The organism is Xenorhabdus koppenhoeferi, assembly GCF_900116635.1.
Classification (GTDB): Bacteria; Pseudomonadota; Gammaproteobacteria; order Enterobacterales; family Enterobacteriaceae; genus Xenorhabdus; species Xenorhabdus koppenhoeferi.
The window spans coordinates 12,912-35,466 of the sequence record NZ_FPBJ01000024.1 but is presented as its reverse complement, the minus strand read 5'-3'; the positions used below and the strand labels follow the sequence as shown (position 1 = coordinate 35,466).

The 22,555-nt window shown below is 43.0% G+C and carries 15 protein-coding genes; 5 read left to right on the top strand and 10 right to left on the bottom strand.

The annotated features are described in order from the left end of the window. Window positions 1–34: 34 nt before the first annotated feature. The 6 genes from BM329_RS09290 to malT form a co-directional block, all read right to left on the bottom strand. Window positions 35–631, bottom strand: a complete 597-nt coding sequence (locus tag BM329_RS09290; RefSeq protein WP_092552094.1) for a DUF1349 domain-containing protein — start codon at window positions 629–631, stop codon at window positions 35–37. A 14-nt stretch (window positions 632–645) separates the two neighbouring features. Continuing rightward, complete coding sequence (locus BM329_RS09285; RefSeq protein ID WP_177216241.1) at window positions 646–1,755, bottom strand: MFS transporter; 1,110 nt, start codon at window positions 1,753–1,755, stop codon at window positions 646–648. A gap of 191 nt (window positions 1,756–1,946) precedes the next feature. Further along, on the bottom strand, window positions 1,947–2,597 hold the full coding sequence (locus BM329_RS09280; protein ID WP_092552087.1) for an HAD family hydrolase: 651 nt from the start codon (window positions 2,595–2,597) through the stop codon (window positions 1,947–1,949). 24 nt (window positions 2,598–2,621) lie between these two features. After that, a complete protein-coding gene (locus tag BM329_RS09275) occupies window positions 2,622–3,683 on the bottom strand; it encodes a zinc-dependent alcohol dehydrogenase (protein WP_092552084.1) in 1,062 nt (353 codons plus the stop codon). Next, window positions 3,683–4,933 carry a class-III pyridoxal-phosphate-dependent aminotransferase gene (locus BM329_RS09270; RefSeq protein WP_092552081.1) on the bottom strand — a complete coding sequence of 417 codons (1,251 nt, stop codon included), beginning with the start codon at window positions 4,931–4,933 and terminating at the stop codon, window positions 3,683–3,685. Before BM329_RS09270 ends, BM329_RS09275 begins: the two co-directional genes overlap by 1 nt. 227 nt (window positions 4,934–5,160) lie before the next feature. Continuing rightward, window positions 5,161–7,875 carry an HTH-type transcriptional regulator MalT gene (gene malT, locus BM329_RS09265; protein ID WP_092552078.1) on the bottom strand — a complete coding sequence of 905 codons (2,715 nt, stop codon included), beginning with the start codon at window positions 7,873–7,875 and terminating at the stop codon, window positions 5,161–5,163. A gap of 411 nt (window positions 7,876–8,286) precedes the next feature. On the opposite strand from malT, the gene malP reads away from it, so the two are divergent. Further along, the gene (malP, locus tag BM329_RS09260; protein WP_092552075.1) at window positions 8,287–10,734 is read left to right on the top strand and encodes a maltodextrin phosphorylase; all 2,448 of its coding nucleotides are present in this window, start codon (window positions 8,287–8,289) and stop codon (window positions 10,732–10,734) included. A gap of 25 nt (window positions 10,735–10,759) precedes the next feature. Next, a complete protein-coding gene (gene malQ, locus BM329_RS09255) occupies window positions 10,760–12,910 on the top strand; it encodes a 4-alpha-glucanotransferase (protein ID WP_092552072.1) in 2,151 nt (716 codons plus the stop codon). Between the two features lie 178 nt (window positions 12,911–13,088). On the opposite strand, the gene malG is transcribed toward malQ, so the two are convergent. From malG to malE, 3 genes are all read right to left on the bottom strand, one after another. Beyond that, complete coding sequence (malG, locus tag BM329_RS09250; RefSeq protein WP_092552069.1) at window positions 13,089–13,979, bottom strand: maltose ABC transporter permease MalG; 891 nt, start codon at window positions 13,977–13,979, stop codon at window positions 13,089–13,091. Window positions 13,980–13,991: 12 nt separating this feature from the next. Then, window positions 13,992–15,548 (bottom strand): maltose ABC transporter permease MalF, encoded by a 1,557-nt coding sequence (gene malF / locus BM329_RS09245; RefSeq protein ID WP_092552066.1) that lies wholly within the window; start codon window positions 15,546–15,548, stop codon window positions 13,992–13,994. Window positions 15,549–15,640: 92 nt separating this feature from the next. After that, on the bottom strand, window positions 15,641–16,840 hold the full coding sequence (gene malE, locus BM329_RS09240; protein ID WP_092552063.1) for a maltose/maltodextrin ABC transporter substrate-binding protein MalE: 1,200 nt from the start codon (window positions 16,838–16,840) through the stop codon (window positions 15,641–15,643). A 468-nt stretch (window positions 16,841–17,308) separates the two neighbouring features. On the opposite strand from malE, the gene malK reads away from it, so the two are divergent. The 3 genes from malK to malM are packed head-to-tail and all read left to right on the top strand — an operon-like array spanning window position 17,309 to window position 20,680. Continuing rightward, window positions 17,309–18,418 (top strand): maltose/maltodextrin ABC transporter ATP-binding protein MalK, encoded by a 1,110-nt coding sequence (gene malK / locus BM329_RS09235; RefSeq protein ID WP_092552060.1) that lies wholly within the window; start codon window positions 17,309–17,311, stop codon window positions 18,416–18,418. A gap of 34 nt (window positions 18,419–18,452) precedes the next feature. Beyond that, window positions 18,453–19,709, top strand: coding sequence for a maltoporin (locus BM329_RS09230; protein WP_092552057.1), 1,257 nt, complete (start codon window positions 18,453–18,455; stop codon window positions 19,707–19,709). After that, window positions 19,709–20,680 (top strand): maltose operon protein MalM, encoded by a 972-nt coding sequence (gene malM, locus BM329_RS09225; RefSeq protein WP_092552054.1) that lies wholly within the window; start codon window positions 19,709–19,711, stop codon window positions 20,678–20,680. The genes BM329_RS09230 and malM overlap by 1 nt, the downstream gene beginning before the upstream one ends. A gap of 494 nt (window positions 20,681–21,174) precedes the next feature. Here the strand turns inward: malM and BM329_RS09215 are convergent, their stop codons facing one another. Next, window positions 21,175–22,470, bottom strand: coding sequence for a polysaccharide deacetylase family protein (locus tag BM329_RS09215; protein WP_092552048.1), 1,296 nt, complete (start codon window positions 22,468–22,470; stop codon window positions 21,175–21,177). Window positions 22,471–22,555 lie beyond the last annotated feature (85 nt).

Sequence of the window (22,555 nt, the reverse complement as noted above, 5' to 3'; positions counted from 1 at the left end):
ATTGGATAAAAAACCATTAGTACGTCGTAACACACTAACTCAAATCATGCAGGTGTTTTTTCATTGATGGCATCAACCTGAAATCAGAAAATTTCACCTGTAATCCTTCACGCTCCGGCGAGCAACACATTGCGCCAACAAAAATGCGCCGATTACTCACCTTAAAAGGAGACAATCTCAGTAACGGCCATGTCACACCATCAGTGGAATACTGTAACCGGATAGCATCCTCTCCATAAGTGAGCCGCAGCCAAAACTTATCGGGATTACCCGGAAAAATTCCCATCGCCCAGTCTGAGCCTCCATTTGTCAGCACACTACCAATGGTTGCCTGCTCGTCAGAATGCTCGATTCCGGCTTTCAGCCAATGTTGCTCATCCACCAGCAACATAATGCCAGCCTGATCGTATAACTGCTCAAACTGGCCTTCAATGCAAAACTGAACGGTAAAACCGTCTTCAAGCTCAAAATCATCAATATAGCCACCAAATACATGACCACTATGACGCTGAAAACCATACCATGTATCACGCCAGAAATCGGTTTTATGATCCGTCATAACATGAAGTTCATCTTCCTGATGCCACCATGAGGCAGGCTCATTCAACCACTGACATTCCTGCAAATTCATCAATATTTACCCTGTTATTTTTTGGGGGGATTAATCAAACCGTATCCCGCTAATAATGAAAGAGACAGCAAAGCAATCCAGCCAAAAGCACCATGCAATGTTATTTGATGGGCTAAACCTCCGATAATTGCCGGGCCAAGCAGTATCCCCGAGTATCCCATTGTCGAAACGGCAGAAACTGCTAACGCATCAGGCATTACTTTTTGCTGCCCGGATGCGGTGAAAAACATCGGTGCCAAGTTAGACAACCCTGCACCTATCATCAGGAAAGCAATTCCCAGCTGAACCATGCCAGTAGCCAGATAGATAAGAACAAAACCTGATGTTGCTAAAATTGCGCTGCCCAAAAATACACGCCGGTATCCAAAAGCCGCAATAATTCTATCGCCCAAAAATCGGCCGCATGTCATCGTAATGGCGAAGAGTGTGTAGCCAAAACCAGCCTGATGGAGACTCATGTCATGTACGCTACTTAGCAAGATCCCGCTCCAATCCAGCATGGAACCTTCCATTAAATAAACGACAAAACAGAGAGAGCCAATCAGAATAACAATGCCCCGGGGTAAGGCAAAAAATGGCGTTTCCTCCGTTTCAGCGTTATCCAGTAACCCATTCCACGTCGGCAGCAACAACAGGATAATGAATAACGCCACAGCAACGGTGACCTGAAATGGAGGAATGCCCATAAACAGCAATAAGCTGACAAGACCTGCACCGGCAATCCCCCCCAAGCTGAACAACGCATGGAAACCCGACATAACCGGTTGATGCACCTGTTTCTCAATATTGACCGCGTGAATATTGATTACCACATCAGTCGCGCCAATGCCTGCACCGAATACAAACAAGGCACAAGCCAGTGTCAGTGGTGTAGAGAGCACACTAAGCCCCGGCAATATCAAAATTGCCAGCAAGGCAAAGAAGGTAAAAACCTTCCGGCAACCAAAACGAGTCGCCAGCATGCCTGCAATCGGCATCATAATGAAAGAGCCGATACCAAATATCAATATCAGCAACCCCATTGAGCCATCACTCAACCCCAATCGTTCCTTTACCAGCGGGATCAGTGGTGCCCAACTTGCAATGCTGAATCCGGCAATAAAAAACGAAATCCGTGTTGCCATGATCGGCTGCTTTATCGAAGAGGCTACATATTCTTCAGACAACTTAATTCCTCCAAATTATATTCTTTTAAAGCTATTCTTTTTTAAAATCATGCCCTCCCCTAAATTTATCGAAGGGCACCAAAAAGACACCCAATGTTTATCATCAAAGCATCACATTAACTTGGTACTAATACCTTCAAGCAAGATCTTCAAACAATACCTTCAAACTGGGGAATATCCGCTAACTTCACAATAACGCCGGTAGCCTGCTCATATTGCTCTGTCAAAGACAAAGCGTGAGGCCAGGCATATATCGACGGAATACCAGCCTGTTTTGCCGCCGCAATCCCCAAATCAGTATCTTCAATCACTAATGTTTGATGAACATCCATCGCTTTCAGCCTCAGCATAGCCAAATAAGGATCAGGAAAAGGCTTGGTTCTTTCTACGTCATCACCCGAAATCAAGGCTGGCAGTTCATACAGATCCAGCAAACCAAGATTGGTTAAACACACATCACGCGGTGCCGTGGAAACAAATCCAAAATTAGTACCATTTTGTTGCAAGGCAGTAATCAGATTAGTAATTCCCGGACGCAGATAATGCCCTGACAATTTTGTTTTATAGCGCGAAATAATTTTTTGGGTAATGTCTTGTTGCATTGATGATGGACACCCAACCTTATCCAAGGTTTCCTCCAGACTGAGCCCTATCAATTGCTGTGGTTGAATATCCGCTATTTGGTCTGGTGCTTGTTCGCCTAATGCATCAGACAGTACATCAAGTAATACGTCAAAGTGCAGTTGTTCACTATCAACAATAACGCCGTCGATATCAAAAATGACATTCCATTTATCCATCAAAAATAGCCTTCAAGAAATTCATTATTTTAAGTCGGATATGCGTATCAATACCTTGCAGTTTGGGGTACTAAGCGGTATTTGAGTTTTTGCCGCGATATCACAGCCAACTGTGAGGAAAGCTTGTTGATAATCTTTGAAATCAAATACATGACTAATTAAGCGTCCTACAGGAATGATACCATCACGGATCATGGCATAAGCGCGTTCAAAACTGTTGTTCAAAGAGTCAATAGAGCCGATAACAGAGAGGCTTTTATCGGCAATCTTCATAATATCTAAGCTGGCATGTTTATCTTTCAGGGCTACATTCAGTAACTTTCCACCCGGAGCCAGATGGTCAAAAATATATTCAGTCAATTGCCCTGTTGTATCCACGCATAAATCAAGCAAAGTTGTCTTATCGCCATATTCCTGAATCAATGCTTCATCAAAATCGGAATATAACTGACATTCTGACGGCAAATTATTTTTGGCAAACTGCCTCCGGCTCTCATTTTTCTCAACCATAAATGCCTTAACGCCCCGCTCATGCAATGCCCAGATATACAGCATTCCCATAGGGCCGGCACCCGCTACTGCCGCACGAATATTCGTGTGGGTGATCCCAAGTTTATCCACTCCCGTCAGTGTGCAACTCAATGGCTCTGTCAACGACGCGTCTTCCATGCTGACATGTTCATCCAGCTTGATTAGCAGATTTTCTTTTGCCAGATATTGGCCCGCAAACGCCCCATCGTAGGAAACCCCTGCTTCCGTCCCCATTTTTTTCTCGCAATGATTAGGATTTCCTGTTTGGCACATCCGGCAATGCCCGCAAGAGTATGTCGGGTTGATGACAACACGATCCCCAACTTGAAACTGAGTCACACCTTTGCCAATTTCAGCCACTACACCCGTAGTCTCATGACCCAATGTGGTTCCCGATACAGCAACCGGGTAAGAGTCAGTAATAATGCCCACATCGGTGCCACAAATGCCACATACCGCAATATCAACAACAACGTCATCAGCTTCAATACAAGACAACGGTTCAACTTGTTGGATCTGGACATTCCATGCCTGATGGTATTTAAGTGCTAACATTACGCAATCTCCCTATATACTGGTGAAGTAACCGTTAATTCTGCAAAAGTCAGATCCAGTTTGTATAAAATTTCGTCCAGATGAGCCGGTGTACAAATCAGCGGTGGGCGAACTTTAATTGTTTTTCCTTTTCCATAGCGGGAACCACGTAAAATCAAATGGTGGCGGCTGGCAGTTGCAATCGCCCGGGCTGCAAACTCAGGCGAGGGCGTATCAAAACCATACATATATCCCACTCCCCTGACTCCCGTGATTTCCGGATATTTATGCTGTAACTTCAGCAATCCATCACGTAAATGACCTTCATTTTGCTGTACATTTTCCAGAACATGGTCATCTTCAATAATATCAATGACTTCGTTGAGGGCGACTAAAGAAAGGGGATTGGCACCCGAAGTACTGGAATGTTCAAACGATTCCAACACATCCAGTGAATGACGCATCAACACACCGCCGGTCGGGATCCCAATACCTCCCGCACCTTTGGCGAACACAATAATGTCCGGCTCTAAATCCTTAGCATAACCCGTTGAGGCGAAGAAGGTTCCTGTGCGACCAAAACCGGTCTGTACTTCATCCGCAATGATGATAATCCCATGCTGATGACAGATATCCCTGATCTTGCGGTAGAACTCTACCGGAAAAACGTTGTTCCCCCCATTTCCCTGAATCGGTTCAATAATCAGACATGCGATATTGTCGCTAGAACCTAATTGAATAAACTGTTCCAGATCGACAAACGGCACTCTTTCCGACTGTGATTCTGATTCGGCCAAGACACTGGTTGGCGCTGGAATTTTTATCGAACCATCAATGTTGATATGGAAATCTTTTATTCTGAACGCATTACCAGAAATCTGTGCTGTCGCCAGAGATTGCCCGTGATGAGCAAGGAAAAATGAGATAATACCGGAACGACCCGTAGCTTTTTGCGCTATACGGATGGCACATTCAACCGCCCCAGAACCAGAAACATCCCTCAACCAAATATGATCTATTCCTTTTGGTGTATGTTTCACGAGTTTACTTAAAATAAACTGTGACATTTCATGTGTATAAGCTGAACTTAAATGTGTACATCTATCAATTTGCTGTTTGAGCTTTTCTGCAATTCTTTGATTTGTATACCCAAGTGGTAAATTAAATGTTCCTGATGCCGCATCAATATATTTTTCGCCATCAATGACCAAATAAGGACCTTGACCAACAAAACGAGAAAGTGTGTCTTCAAGATGGTTTTTATTTTCCATAGCACTCACCACTATTAGTTACATTCAACAATGAAAAAATACCCTGCTGTGATGAGAATTAGATTAATCCCATTTAAATTAGATTACGATCACAAAAAGACAACAAAAAATATTAAATATTTTTAAAATTTAATATATATCTTAAATGCATATACCCCTTGATTAATATTTATTAATAATATTAAAAATGAACAAATCACATTCAGAAAGAGTATGAGAGAAAGTCATTAAACTCCCAATCCCATCATCTGCATTAAGCTCTGGGCCTGCTGAATAGCTTCCTGCCGGTGCGTAATCCCCATTTTTTGGTATAAGTTTCGTATATGGGTTTTAATCGTAGTCGCCGCCACATCCAATTCTGTTGCTATCTGATCATTGCTATAACCAGAATAAATCAAACCCAAGACCTGCCATTCACGCTGGGTAAGCGGACTATTGCGGATAAGTTCCGGCACATAAGGATGCGTGAGTAATTGCTCAACAAATACCTCATCAAAATGAGCAAACTTATGTCGATGCTGGCGGTTGATTTCCCGCAGAATGCGCTGTGCACGATGCTGTTCCATTTCAGGCAATATATTGAGCTGAATGAGCTGGCGAAGTTGCAAAGCCATTAATTCCCCTTCGATAACAAAATGGCTAATGAACCCTGTGCGATTAGCTAAGCTCAATGCTTCCATCAAAACATCCTGAGCCTCCGCTTTGCGTCCAAGCTGCCAGTACAGCAGATTGCACAGAAGAAGATTACGGTTCAAGTCGCTGATAAGCAGTAGTTTTCTCGCGTATTCACTCAACTTATTCAATATAGACTCAGCTTCTTCATACTGACCCAGCAGGATTTGTGCGCGGGCAATATTACGCCACTGGTTTTGGTTAAAATGGTTACAGAAGCTTTCTGGTCTTTCCGCCTGTAGCAACCATTGAGTCACCGCGTTGCTATCTTCCAAACTCTGCCAGATGACGACACGCAGTTTGTCGGTATTTGTGCGCCAATCTTGGTGATAATTCCCATTACTCAACAGATTTTCACAACGGGATAAGTAACGACGGGCATTATCAATATCCCCACGGCTCAAAGAACATTTAGCCAATTGGGTCAGACATTGCAATTGTTGCTGTGGCTGGAAATTGGACAGCACTTCCAGACCTCGACGTGCTGCTTTTTCAGATTCATCAATGCGGGCCCAACACCACAGAAGCTGCGAACGGATCCTTAGCAGGAATTCATGCATTGGCAACTGTTCCAGATGCTGTTCACGTATTAAATCAAATGCATGGGTCTGAGTATCATAGGCAGCCTGTAAATAACCTTGCGCCAGCAAAATCTCACTTTGCTGCAACAATGCCCATAACGCATAGTGATAAACATGGCAAAGTCGGGCGAGTTGCTCCGTCTGCTTCATCAGAGCCAGTGCACTCGCCAGCTGCCCATTACAATGCAATACTTCTCCTTTCACTGACATTGCTACAATGCGACCATATTGATTATCGGGCAGCAACGTCATTAGCGCCTTCTCAGCCAAAGCTTCTGCATCGTCTGGCCGGCCATCGTTGATTGCCACCTGAGCTCGCAGGGCATCAAATTCCCCCAATAATTCCGGCTCAATCGCTATCTGTTTTTGCTGCAACGATTGCTCAGCTTGGTTCAATAGCGCATTCACCTCATAGTGACGATGCTGACTCTGTGCCAACCATGCTTGCAACAATACCAGACGAGGACTTTCCAATAACTGTTCATATGGCAGTGCATTCATGCACTCTTCCAGCAAAGACAGTTTGCTGTGATTGAACAGTTCCCAGGCATGTTGCAGCAAAATATCTCTCAACAACACGGAATCTCCGGCAGCAAGGGCATGGTGAATAGCCTCCCCTGGGAATCCTTGCATCAACCATCCTTTTACTGCCGCCCTGTGTAATTCAGGCAATTTCGTTGCCATTTCCCATTGGCAGCGTTGACGCAAAAATGATGCAAACAAAGGATGGAAACAGAACCATTCTCCAGAATCATCCATTCGCTGGATAAACAACCCCTGCCGTTCTATATCTTCAAGACGTTGCTGACCGTTTTCCTCCCCCGTCAGACAAACAATCAACCCATCATTCATGGAACGCAGAATAGAACTGTGCAGCAAAAAATCACGTGTCGCCTGATCCACGCGATTTAAAACCTCATCGACAAGGTAATCAGCCAGATGAGTTGCATTAATCCCTGAAAGACGCTTGGCTGATATTTCAGCCGCATTGCCCGATTGGCGGGCTGAAAGAGCAATAAGCTGCAAAGCTGTTGCCCATCCCGCAACATCGTTGCATAGTTGCTTGCAATTATCAGCGTCCAACGGATTTGCCAAACGGTTGGCAAAAAACTGATGGGTTTCCTGATAATCAAATGCCAACTGCTGGCTATCAATCTCCAATAACTGTTCTCGTACCCGCAGGTTGGCAACGCCTAACGATGGCAGGTGGCGTGATAGAATCATCAATGTTAAATTTTCTGGCTGGTGGCGGAGAAAAAAACGCATCGCTTCATGGATCAAACCATTAACTATCAGATGATAATCGTCAATCACCAGCAAAACCGATTGCCGCCATTCACTGAGTTCAATAAACAGTTGAGCAAACAATGCCGATAAGTTGGCATATTGATGTTTCTGGGCCAGAATCTCACTTTTCACACAGTGCCCCTGTGTTGCCTGCTGAATGGCCGTAATCAAATAACTGGCAAAACGTTCTGGCTGATTATCGCTGTCATCCAGTGAATACCACCCCAAATTATGCTGTCTGGCAGCCCACTGTGACATCAGGGTGGTTTTACCATATCCGGCAGGACTGGTTATCAATACAAGCTTATGATCCTGTGCGGAATTGAGCTTGTCTAGCAAACGCTCCCGCATGACCATATTACTCAGACGAAGGGGGCGACTGAGTTTCGATGGGATAAGCATTAATTTCCTCCCTTCACAAGCAACGAAATCAATATACCCTTGGTATTTCAAGCTGTAGCTTTGTTGGCTTAAACCCGAAATTCATTGAGTATGAAAATTTTGACCGATGCTATTTGATCACTTACATCATTAGCATTTATCAAATGCCCAACCAAATTTAGAGAAACGCCCATCTTTTGCAAACAAGTTGATTGATTACATTGTGTTAAATTGCACCCTGTCACATTCTGGGATTGTAACCTTTCCATTTCTCAATGAAATTGCGAAAAGATTCGAAAGAAATAGCTACGCCCTTGCACTCCTCCCCGCGAATATTTTCACGGGATGATGTTTCACTTCTCTCTAGCCCCCAGCATATCCCGTTAAATAATCCCCCACATTTCCCTTATTCAGTGACAGGATAACAACGCGATGCAACTATCCGAATTCGATAAAAGATCCGCAACAGATAAAAATCCCAAATTAGATAAAGCTGCGTTTCAGTCTGCATTCATACGCCAATGGCAACGTTTTGGCCTTGATTCAGTTCAGGAAATGACCCTGCATCAGCGGTGGCAGGCTGTCAGTTCCGCTCTTTCTGAATTACTCCCCTTTTCTTCTCAGCAAAAGCACGCCATACCATCCCCTGATGGTCAGCGTCACGTGAACTATATCTCAATGGAGTTTTTGATAGGGCGTCTGACAGCTAATAACTTACTGAATCTTGGTTGGTACGATGATGTACAAACTTATTTAGCGGAATATGGCATCATTTTAAGTGAGGTATTGGAAGAAGAAGCCGATCCCGCATTAGGTAATGGCGGATTGGGACGGCTGGCAGCTTGTTTTCTCGATTCAATGGCGACGCTCAATCAACCGGCTACGGGATATGGTCTAAATTATCAATATGGACTATTCCGCCAGTCTTTTGAACACGGGCAGCAAATTGAAGCACCCGATGATTGGGGAAGAAGCAGCTATCCGTGGTTTCGTCATAACACACAATTAAAAGTTAATGTCAGTTTTGGTGGCGAAAACATAAAAACCGCCGATGGACATGAAAAATGGGTTCCCGCATTTACTCTCATTGGTGAGGCCTGGGATTTACCGGTAATTGGGTATGGTAATGGAGTTATTCAGCCACTACGCCTATGGCAAGCGACATATGATAATCCCTTTGATCTCTCGCTTTTCAATGATGGGCAGTTCCTGCATGCCGAACAGCAAGGCATTGAAGCAGACAGCCTAACCAAAGTGCTCTACCCAAATGACAATCACCAAACGGGTAAACGCCTTCGTCTGATGCAACAGTATTTTCAATGTGCCTGTGCCGTGGCGGATATTCTGCGCCGCCACCAACACGCAGGGCGAAAAATAGAAACACTGCCGCAATTCGAAGTCATCCAGCTTAACGATACCCATCCCACAATCGCCATTCCTGAAATGATGCGGCTTTTGCTTGATACACACCAATTAAGCTGGGAAACCGCATGGGAAATTACCGGAAAAACTTTTGCCTATACCAACCATACTTTGCTACCAGAAGGTTTGGAACGTTGGGATGAATCCCTGATCCGAGAACTTTTGCCACGCCATCACAGTATTATTCTCGAAATTAACCGACGCTTTAAAAAAACCGTGGAGCAGACTTGGCCTAATAACCAACAAGTCTGGGAAAAACTGGCGGTTATCCATGATAATCAAGTCAGAATGGCTAATCTCTGCGTTGTCGCCTGCTTTGCTATTAACGGGGTCGCAGCACTACATTCATCCTTGATCGTGACAGATCTATTCCCCGAATATCACCAATTGTGGCCGACAAAATTCCACAATGTGACCAATGGAGTTACCCCTCGCCGTTGGTTAAGACAGTGTAATCCGGCACTTTCTTCACTGATTAGCCAGACATTAAATAGCAAATGGGTTAATGACCTTAGTATTATCAAACAACTTGAACCTTATGCTGATGACAGCGTATTCTGTTCAGCTTACCGAACCATCAAACAGGACAATAAAATCCGCCTGTCCAACTATGTCAATAAAGTCATGGGACTCAAACTGGATCCCCATGCTATTTTTGATGTGCAGATAAAGCGCCTGCATGAATACAAACGCCAACACCTGAACCTTCTCCATATTCTGTCACTTTACCGACAGATTCAGGAAAATCCGGAGCTGGATATTCATCCCCGCGTGTTCCTGTTTGGCGCTAAAGCTGCACCGGGCTACTATCTGGCAAAAAACATCATTTCTGCAATTAATCATGCCGCCAAGAAGATCAATCATGATCCGATTGTCCGTGATCGCATCAAAATTGCCCTTATTCCCGATTACAACGTTTCCGTAGCAGAATTAATGATCCCAGCAGCAGATGTGTCTGAGCAAATATCCACGGCAGGCAAAGAAGCCTCTGGTACAGGTAACATGAAATTAGCCTTAAACGGTGCGCTGACTGTCGGAACATTGGATGGCGCAAATGTTGAAATCGCTGAACAAGTTGGAAATAACAACATCTTCATCTTCGGAAAGACGGTAGAAGAAGCCAAGGCCTTACTAAATAATGGCTATGACCCACAAGATATTCTGCGGCAGGATCACCACCTGAAAGGCATACTGAATACCCTTTCCAAGGGTGAATTCAGTCATGGAAATACGCACGCATTTGATCTTATGCTGCATAGCCTGACTGACGGAGGTGATCCTTATTTAGTACTGGCTGACTTTGCCTCATACTGCCAGGCTCATCAACAAATTGACACTCTGTACCGAGATACTCAGGCCTGGACACACAGTACTGTGCTTAATACAGCCCGAATGGGGAAATTTAGTTCTGACCGCACTATTCAGGATTATCAACAGCGCATCTGGCAGACCCAGTAGAGGTTGAAAGATTGAGGGATTGAATATGAAAAATAAAAGCCTCAATGACCTGGCAACTGAGGCTGGCATTGCCAGCGAATACATTAATGCCTATGGCAAACCACAGGCCATTCCGACTGAAATCAGGCACCGAATACTGGAAGCTATGAGCATGAATATACCGGTCGAAAGGCCTGTTTCTTCTCATATGCCTGCTTTACCTAACGTAAAAGTGATTACTCAAGGACAAACAGCCACCCTGCCTCTGAATGAGGCAGGAAATTACCAATGGCAGATATATACTGAACAAGGCGAAATATTTCATGGTCACTGCCAACAGCAATTCACATTGCCAATCGGGCTTCCTTTGGGATACCACACGCTGACACTCATACCAGAAATGGAACAAGAAAACCGTCCTCAGCAACAATCCATACAACTTATTGTTGCTCCCGAACGTTGCTACGAACCCCAGGCATTAACACAAGGTGGAAAACTCTGGGGGGCCTGCATTCAGCTTTATACCCTACGTTCAGAAAATAACTGGGGGATCGGTGATTTTGGCGACCTCAAATACATGCTGCAAGAACTGGCGCAACATGGAGGCGCTTTTGTTGGCTTAAATCCCCTGCATGCCATATATCCCGCAATGCCCGAAAGTGCCAGCCCTTACAGCCCGTCTTCCCGCCACTGGCTCAATATTATTTATATTGCAGTGAATCAGGTAGAAGACTTTAGGCAGAATGCCGAAGCACAAATATGGTGGCACTCGCCAGAAACACAAATCAAACTCCAGCAAGCCCGTCAAGCTGAGTGGGTCGATTATACTACCGTGATGGCATTGAAAATGGACGCACTTCGTCTGACTTATCCACAATTTAAGAGTCGGCCCGACGATGATATTCAACAAATCGATTTTCAGAAATTTGTGCTTAAGGGTGGTAAAAATCTTTACTCTCAAGCAACTTACGATGCACTTCACCATCAACTCTACGAAGAAAATAATGCTTACTGGGGCTGGCCTGTATGGCCGGAAAAATACCGTGAGCCAGAAAGTGAAACAGTTAAAGAATTCTGTCACTCACATTTACAAGAAATCGAGTTTTTCCTTTGGTTACAGTGGCTGGCGGACATACAGCTTAGAGAATGTTTCACTGCAAGCCAGAGCAATCACATGTCAATTGGTATTTATCGTGATCTTGCTGTGGGTGTAGCACAAGGCGGTTCAGAAACATGGTGTAACCGAAACATCTACTGCACTAAAGCATCAATAGGTGCACCACCCGATATTTTAGGGCCACGGGGACAAAATTGGGGACTTCTACCAATGAATCCACATGAATTAAAAGCTCAATCCTATCAGCCTTTCATTGAATTGCTACGCAGTAATATGAGCCATTGTGGTGCATTGCGCATTGATCATGTCATGTCTCTACTCAGGCTCTGGTGGATACCACAAGGCGAAACAGCAGATAAAGGTGTTTATGTCCATTATCCGGTTGATGATCTGCTGGCAATACTTGCGCTGGAAAGTCAACGTAATCATTGCATGGTAATTGGCGAGGATTTAGGAATTGTACCGCAAGAAATTGTCGATAAATTACGGGAACGAGGCGTTTACTCTTATAAAGTATTTTATTTTGAGCGCAACGAACAAGGTGAATACCGTTCTCCAGAAGAATATCCTCAACAAGCCATGGCAACCATTACCACTCATGACTTACCTACTCTACGTGGTTTCTGGCAAGCCAGAGATCTGAGCCTGGGTGAGTCCATCGGTTTATATCCTGATAAAACACTTCTCGCTGAGTTACATACTGATCGTAAACGCTGTAAACAGGAATTATTAGCTAATTTAATCCGCCACGGTTATCTGCCAGAACCTGAAACACAGCCTACAGAGGATGCCCAAGGTGCATCGCAGCAAACTACATTATCGAAGCAAGCTGAGCTGCCCATGTCAGTCTCTATTAATCAAGCTATACATTGCTATATTGCCCATAGCAATTGCGCCCTATTAGGATTACAGCCTGAAGACTGGCTGGATATGGCAAATCCTGTCAATATCCCCGGCACTACGACGGAATATCCCAACTGGCGGCGAAAACTCACCACTACATTGGAAACAATGTTTGCAGATACGCATATCAACCAACTGCTGCAAGCAATAGGAGAAGCCAGAAAGCACAGTTTATAACTTGTTAAATTGTGTAGAAGGGAAAAAACAGTTTTCAGTTAACACATGGCTATAATCAAGACCAGAAAACTCACTTATATACTCTTCGTCTTCCAGATTGTAGCTTTATTGGCGACGCTTACTCACCCCAGTCACATAGTTATCTATGCTTCTGGGGATTTTTAGCTTTAACCAACGATCAGCCCTTCACGCCTCCCGAAGTCAATCCTCCGACTAACCAACGTTGGGCAAGTAGAAAAACCATAGTAATAGGAATGGCAGAAAGCACTGCTGCGGCGGCAAAATCGCCCCAGAGATAGTTTTGAGGGTGAAGATATTGCTGCATACCAACAGCTAACGTGTAATTGTCTACGTCCTGTAGTAACAACGAGGCAACGGGGACTTCAGTAATTACACCAATAAAAGACAAGATAAACACGACAGCCAATATCGGCACAGAAAGCGGCAGTAATATCAAACGGAAAACTTGCCACGATGATGCCCCATCCAACATAGCGGCTTCTTCCAGCGAGCGATCTATCGTTTCAAAATAACCTTTGATCGTCCATACATGCAGAGCTATCCCCCCCATATAGGCAAAAATCACCCCGCCGTGGGTATTGAGTCCAAGAAAAGGAAGATATTCTCCCAACCGATCAAACAGGGCATATAGTGCTACCAACGAAAGTACCGCGGGGAACATCTGAAAAATCAACATACTTTTCAGTAAAACACTCTTACCGCGAAAACGCATTCTGGCAAACGCATATGCACAGGTCGTTGATAATGCAACAATTCCAGTCGCAGTAATAAATGCAACTTTCACCGAATTCCACAGCCACTGCATAACGGGAAATGGCGGGGGTATCATATGCCCATCAGAAGATTCTACACTATAGCCAAGTGCGAGCTTCCAATGTTCCCATGAAATAGCGTCTGGAATGAGACTACCTGTCGCAAAATTTCCCGGACGCAAAGAAATAGCAATCACCATCAACAAAGGAAATAAAATCAAAGCGATAAAAGCCAACATAAATAGATGTGTTATCCATACCCGCCAGCGTTGCGATTTGGGTTGCACCATCGCCATACTTTTATCTCCTTAGTCAAATTTAATGCGAGTGGTTTTCAAATTGATGATGGCTAACGCACCCACTAACAGGAATATTAGTGTCGCAATTGCTGCTGCCAGGCCAAAATCCTGCCCGCCACCCCCTTCAAACGCAATACGGTAGGTATAACTCACCAAAAGATCGGTATAACCCGCTGGAGTGGTTGTGCCAATATGATCTGGCCTACCATTGGTTAACAACTGAATCAGGACAAAGTTATTAAAGTTAAAAGCAAAGCTGGCAATCAGCAACGGAGTCAAAGGCTTAATCAATAATGGAAAGGTAATTTTGGTGAAGTTTTGCCATGGCCCTGCTCCATCAAGCGCCGATGCTTCATAGAGATCATTCGGGATCGCCTTTAGCAGCCCCATACAGAGGATCATCATATAGGGATAGCCCAACCATGTATTTACGACAATCAACATCGTTCGAGCCAATATCGGATCTGCAAACCAATCCGGTTTAAGACCAAACAACCCATTCAGCACCAGATTTATTTCACCAAAACTCTGATTAAACAAACCCTTGAAAATCAAAATTGAGATAAATGAAGGAACCGCATAAGGCAAAATAAGCAGTACACGGTAAATTGCTCGCCCCTTAAGGGCTTCCCACTGCATAATACAAGCGAGGATCATGCCTAGCGCAGCCGTTAAGCTAACTGTCAGCAAAGAAAAAAGCATCGTCCAGACAAAAATAGACAAAAAAGGTTTTTGAATACCTTCATCCTGTATCACCCGTAAGAAGTTTTTCCAACCAATAGGAACTGTGAATCCAGGACTCAATATTTCCTTATTCCATGCCCCCTCAGCGTTAATGGATTGATAGAACCCTGTCTCCATATTTGGTCGATATTGTATGCCCGTTTGTTTATTCGTCAGTGTTGTCCCATCTTCGCTAAGGGAATAAAGAGGGTGTATAGCTGAAAACTGACGCAGGGAACTCATTCTCAACTTACTGCCATCGGGAAGAACCGCCACTAGTTGACCTAATACCTGCCGATGCTGGGTAATGGTACGAAGTGTCGCAGCATCACCTTCAAAATTTATTTCCTGTTCATGTAAAGGTAAAGTAATTTCTTCCGTCCCAGAGAGTGAAAAAGGAGAAGATACCAGCCATTGAGAACTATCAGAGACGTTCAGTACTAAAACCCACTGCTCAGATACAGAATAAAGTTTGAAATTAAATGGCTGTCCTGCCTGATATTGACGACTCATTAGCAGAGTTTGAGCACGTTCAAAAGTTAATTGATTAGTGCTGCTGTAATTTGTAAAGGCAATGGCAATCGTGCAGATAAGCGGAAACAGGATAAACAACCCTATTCCAGCAATTCCTGGATAGGTATAACGCCAAGCATAAGCCTTACTATTGGAAAAAATATAAATACCACTTCCCAGTAATACCAATGTCAACATGGCGAACAGATATTCTCCCTTCGCATACATCAGTACAACCAAATAACCAGTACAAAGCAGACACAAACCAATAGCAAACCATTTCAGGACAGGACTCTGCCACCATACTGTTTTTTCTAATGTCGCTGACATATTGCACGTCCTGTTACTATTTCTTTCCGGTAATTAAGCCCCTATCCAGATAGGCGCTAAGGCTCCTGATTTGAAAGGAACCTGTCATCCGTTTATTTTGTTATTCTCGCTTCGGCATCATTGAGGGCGGCATCAACCTTTTGACGGCCGCTAACCACGTTAAGAACCGCGCTACGCATTGCGTACCAAAAGCTACTCATTTGTGAAATGTTCGGCATAATTTCGCCCTTTTGGGCATTTACCATCGTAGCAGCAATACGAGGATCTTTTTCCAGGATTGCCTGATAAGATTTCAACGCCACAGCTCCCAACGGCTTATCTTTATCCATCATTGCCAGACCTTCGTTTGTGAGCAGATAGTTTTCCAAAAACTCTTTCGCCAGTTCTTTATTTGGACTGGCTGCATTTATTCCTGCGGTTAAGATGCCAACAAAGGGTTTAGAAGGATTTCCTTTGAAAGTTGGCAATAAAGTAACTCCGTAATTAATCTTGCTTTTATCTATATTCGCCCATGCCCACGGCCCATTGATAGTCATCGCTGTTTTGCCTTTATTGAAAGTGGCTTCAGCAATAGAATAATCAATATCAGCATTGAGATGTTTATTTTTGATTAAATCAGCCAGAAACTGCATCCCTGCTTTAGAACCTGAATTATTAACACCACTATCTTTAACGTTATAGGTGCCATTTTCTGCCTTAAATGCATATCCGCCATCAGCTGCAATTAACGGCCAGGTGAAATAAGGCTCCTGCAAATTAAACATAATTGCACTTTTATTTTGCTTTTTCAGTTCATTATCCAGGGCAGGAATTTCTTCCCATGTTTTTGGAGGGGATTTGATCAAATCTTTATTGTAGATAAGGGAGAGTGCTTCAACTGCGACAGGATACCCCATCAATTTTCCATCATAACGAACAGCATCCCATGTAAAAGGAAATAGCTTATTGATAAAAGAATTATCAGGTGTAATTTCAGTGACCAAACCTGATTGAGCATAACCACCAAAACGGTCATGAGCCCAGAAAATAATATCCGGCCCATCTCCGGTCGCTGCAATCTGGGTATATTTTTCTTCCAGTTTATCGGGATGTTCAACAACGACAGGAATTCCCGTTTCTTTTGCAAATTTTTCACCAACCTGTGACAGTCCGTTATAGCCTTTATCGCCATTAATCCAAATCACCAGCTTGCCTTCTTCAAGCTTTGCAACAGCAGGAGCAGACAGCATCCAAGTCGTCAAAACGGAAAATATCAGAGTGCGGGTACCCACGCTCAATATTTTTTTTGTCATTATTCCGTCCTTTTTATCAATTGTCAGTTCAGGATGACCTACTTTATTACTAACTGTATTACTAACTGTATTACTAACTGTTTCATTACTAGTTGCTTCACTACATGACTAGAAAATAGTTTCCAGTGTGCTACCAACGAGGAAAATATTCATCCTCCCTTGCTCTACGCCTTAAACAAAATGAGTGTGAGCCAGCTTACAAAAATATTTAAAATCAGAATGTTAATACTAATATGGCATCATTTTATGCGACTCAAATCACATCTTATTTAATAATTTATTCTTCCAATACCTAATCGCCTTAATCTCGTCATCCTGATTCCTCCCCCCACAAAAAACTCTGGGATGGAGGATTCTCACGCCTGTTATTTTGTACACAATTCTGCTATCAATTTTACTCTGGATGCCTTATACGGTGAATAGGAAATAAATAGAAGACTGAGGTGGCAAATCCTAGGGAGGGAGCACATGTCCAGCGTCATATTCCGCAATGTATCTAAATCATATGGTGAAACAGTCATCTCTAGAGATCTCAATCTTGATATTCAGGAGGGAGAATTTGTCGTATTTGTTGGCCCGTCTGGGTGTGGAAAATCGACACTACTCAGGATGATCGCGGGATTAGAAGACATCACATCCGGTGATTTGCTTATCGCAGGGAAGCGAATGAATGATATCCCACCAGCCAAACGCAGCATTGGCATGGTTTTTCAGTCTTATGCGTTATATCCTCATTTATCCGTTGCAGACAACATGTCATTTGGCATGAAGCTGGCAGGGGCCAAAAAAAACGATATTCAAAAGCGAATGCAACAGGTCGCAGAAACCCTCCAGCTAGCCCATCTGCTGGATCGTCGTCCCAAAGCACTGTCTGGTGGGCAGCGTCAGCGGGTTGCTATTGGCCGAACACTCGTTGCCGAACCAAATATTTTTTTGTTGGATGAACCTCTTTCCAATCTGGATGCTGCTTTACGTGTGCAGATGAGAATTGAGATTTCGCGCCTGCATAAACGCCTGCAACGTACGATGATCTATGTAACTCATGATCAAACCGAAGCGATGACTCTGGCAGATAAGATTGTTGTGCTGGAGGGAGGAAATATTGCTCAAGTTGGCAAACCCCTTGAAATCTATCACTATCCTGCCAACCGCTTTGTTGCTGGTTTTATTGGTTCCCCAAAAATGAATTTCCTGCCAGTAAAAGTATCTGCTATTGCCGTCGATCAAGTACAAATTATCCTGCCTAACAACCAGCCAGTTTGGCTGCCTGTTGAAAGTAAAGGACTCACTATCGGAAGCAATGTATCTTTGGGGATTCGTCCCGAACATCTTTTGCCTAACGATGTCGCCGATGTTACGTTAGAGGGGACAGTTCAGATCGTGGAACAACTGGGCAATGAAACTCAGATCCACATCCGCATACCTGCCATTCATCAAAATTTGGTTTACCGCCAGCCTGATATTGCTCTCGTGGAAGAAGGAGTGAACTTTACTATCGGGTTAGCTCCTCACCGCTGTCATCTTTTCCGTGAAGATGGAAGCGCATGTCAGCGTTTACATAAAGAACCCGGAGTCTAAAGCTGCGGCTACCAAAAATAACAGGAGAATTATTATGCGTATACTATCTCTCTCATTGACTATATTCACTGGTTTATTATCCATACAGGCTGCTGCTGTGGATTTCCACGGCTACGCCCGTTCAGGCATTGGCTGGGCAAGCCGTGGTGGTGAACAGAAATGTACCCAGACCACGGGTGCCCAAAGTAAGTACCGCCTCGGCAACGAATGCGAGACCTACGCAGAACTTAAGTTAGGACAAGAATTATGGAAAGATGGTGACAAACGTTTCTACTTTGATACCAATTTAGCTTACTCGGTCGCTCAGGAAAAAGATTGGGAATCCACTAACCCCGCATTTCGTGAAGCTAACGTGCAAGCAACCAATATCATTGAATGGTTGCCTGGCGCAACAATGTGGGCTGGTAAACGTTTCTACCAGCGACACGATGTACATATGATCGATTTCTATTACTGGGATATTTCCGGACCCGGTACAGGTTTGGAAAATATCGATCTTGGTTTTGGCAAAGTATCCTTTGCAGTAACCCGCAATACGGAAGCCGAAGGTTCGAATGGCTGGATTACTAGCAAGCATAAAGGAATTCCAATCTCAAATGATGTTTTCGATATACGGTTAGCCAACTTACCTGTCAATGCTGGTGGAACACTGGAGCTTGGCATTGACTATGGGCGTGCTAATGCGCGCAAGGGATATCAATTTGATAAAGACGCATCCAAAAATGGTGTGATGCTGACTGCCGAACATACGCAAAGCATGTCAGGTGGCTTCAACAAGTTTGTTTTGCAGTATGCAACTGATGCAATGATCTCCAGCAATAATGGACGCGCCGAAGGTGCCAGTGCCAATAATAACGGGCATATGTTGCGCGTTCTGAATCATGGCGCCATCAGTCTCACAAATAAATGGGATCTCATGTATGTTGCCATGTATCAGGATATTGACCGTGATAATAATAACGGCAACACATGGTACACCGTGGGTGTCCGCCCAATGTATAAGTGGACGCCGATTATGAGTACCTTGATGGAAGTTGGCTATGACAATGTGAAATCCCAACGCACCAAAGCCAACAATGATCAGTACAAAATCACTCTGGCTCAACAATGGCAAGCTGGCGATAGTATCTGGTCACGTCCTGCTATTCGTGTATTTGCTACTTATGCCAAATGGAATGAAAAGTGGGGTTATACCAACGGAGTAGCTTACCGTGATACAGCAGCACAACAATTCAGCCGTGGTAAAAGCGATGAATTTACATTTGGTGCCCAATTTGAGGCTTGGTGGTAATGAAAAATAAATTACTTTCGCTTTGTTTCGGCGCTTTGCTTTGTAACCTAATACCTTCTGTAAGTTATGCCGTATCAGATACGGCTGAATCTGATACAGTAATGGTTAATAAAACAGGATCTGGCATAGAAACAAGTGCTATTGCTCCAGTTTTGTCCCTGCCAACCTTACAGAAGTTGCAATGGCAGCCAATTAATACTCAAGCTACACAAACTATTAGCCTCAATGGTTCATCGCAACGGCTCAATGCTGAAAATATTCGTGGGGCAATAGCTACATTTGCTTTACCGGCTAATCAAGGTTCGTTGGAAGTCACGCTAAATAGTCTGGTTAAGGATAAACAGGTATATTCACCAAATGTTTTAATATTTGATGAACAACTACGCCCTGCTGCCTTTTATCCAAGTCATTATTTTCGCTATCAACAACCGGGTATTATGTCTGCCGACAGACTGGAAGGCACATTAAAACTAACACCTGCATTGGGACAACAGAGAATTTATCTGCTGGTTTATACTACCCTTGCTGATTTAAAGACCTCGACACAAATAACCGACCCTGCTAAAGCCTATGCTCAAGGAGTCGGAAACGTAGTCCCCAATATTCCTGACCCCATCGCCCGCCATACAGAAACCGGGACCTTAGCTCTACAAATTAAATCAGAACGTGATGCGGGCAATATATTGATTGGGCAAATATTTTCTACACCAGCACCAAAACCGCTCACTGTCGGCTCTGCACAAACATTATCTGCACCTGTGATAACACCGGCTACAGTTACGTCGCAACCTGCTACTACCACAATTAAGCCTGTACTGAACGATACCGAACAGTATTTTAATGACGCCATTAAGAAGGCAATTAGCAATAGTGATATTGATAAGGCACTGAAGCTTTTGGATGAAGCAGAACGCCTTGGTTCCCCAACTGCACGGGAAACTTTTATCAAGATGATAAAAAACAAAAAATAGATTGAGTTACCAAATAATTATATTCTCGTTGTACTTCAATACACATTTATTATCTCCCCGCGCTGCGGGGAGATAATAAGCAGTTTTCGTCTTACGAGCCGCAACTTGAAGTTTATAGGGTATAAAGAAATATTTAACTTGAGATCCTAGAGAAATAGGCTATTAAAAGACTTTCTTATTCAAATATCTTCTTATTTTTCCACGGAATTTAAAAACCAAACAAATGAATATCAATAATAACAAGATATTGAAAATAAACTTAGGCATTATGAATAAAAATATAATGCAGCATAAAACACTTATAGAAAGCAATGAAATAACAATATCCTTCATGGTAATCTCAAATATCCAGGCAAAAAACTTGATAATACACTTTATAAAGTCATAAAAAATTTCCAATATTAATACCAAGAAATCCATAATTTCCATCCTCAGAAAAAATTATCACATTAAGAGTGACCAACTATTATTTATCGGCTAAATGATTTTATATCTTACATTCTATTATCAATCGGTTGCAAAGACATTGGATCTGGATTATTAGCAATCATTCTTGCCATTTTTTCAATGGGATCTATCCGTAATATATATAACCGTTTCAAAGAAAATGGATTATCTCCCAGTTTTACTTTGCCTTGTATCGTAGTGACAGCTAAATGAAACCCAGCTTTTTCAGCAGCTTTCATTGCTTTTAAATTGTATCCACCAAAAGGGTAAGAGAGATAAAGCACATGCGGATTAAATTGTGACAAGGCACGTCTCGAACGTTCAAAATCATATAAAATAGTATTACTCGACCGACTAAATAATATGGGCTGTTTCTCTTTTCCTAAACGATGCAGAAAATGCGTATGAGATTGGAAATCAAACACATCCTGCATAGCATATAATTCAGAAAGGCTAGTAAATTGTAAACTATCAGGATTCCATTTCTGTGGATAACGTTTAATTCGGGATGAAATAATAAAGAATGTCGCTTTCTGATTATTATTTTTCAAAATAGGGTAAGCATAACGATAAACAGATTTCAGACCGTCATCAAAGGTCAAACCAACCACTTTTGCTGGTAAATTAATCGTACTATTTAAATAGCCTTCCAATTCATACAATGAAATTGTTGTGTATCCCTCCCGTTTCAAGTAATCCATCTGCTCACGAAAAGCCGTCAGAGATGTCGTTGTTGAGGTATGGAGAAAACGTTTATTCTCTTTATCACGAAGAATATGGTGATAAGTTAACAGAGGAATACCATTGTCCAGTTCAGCATCCCGATCACTAATGTAACCCAGTCGATCCCCGAAATTAATTTCATACCAAGTATGGTATGAATGATCACGTAATTTGTCTAAAACCGGGTAGCGGAGATTTCCCGTCAAAACTGTAATTGGTTTGCTATCAGTTTCAGGTGTGCTGTGGACTTGAGCCGCTTTAAAAATCACCAAATTTTGAGAAGCTTTTTTATGAAGAATATCGAAGGGATCACTGGGAAATGCAGATTTCTCTATTTCCTTTAAATTTCCTTTGGCAATATAGCCACTACCATTACCAAAATGGAATTCATAATAATCACTTTCTTCTCCTGTTTCTTTAATAGCTTGTAAACTTTGTCCTTTTTTGATTACTCCAACCTCAATAACTTGCTCTCCTACCCAAGCATAGATTTCACTATCTCTTGTCATCTCCATATAACGGTAGCTTGGCTGGCTATGATGTTGCGCTAAAGCCGGATTGGAAAAACACATCAAAAACGGTAAGGAAATTATTGCAATAACATGAACAATTCGTCTCATTTTTATTTTTCATCCAAAAAAATGCCCTCTACCAAGAGAGGGCATTTCACGATTAGCTATACATATAGAGTATGCTACTCATCAC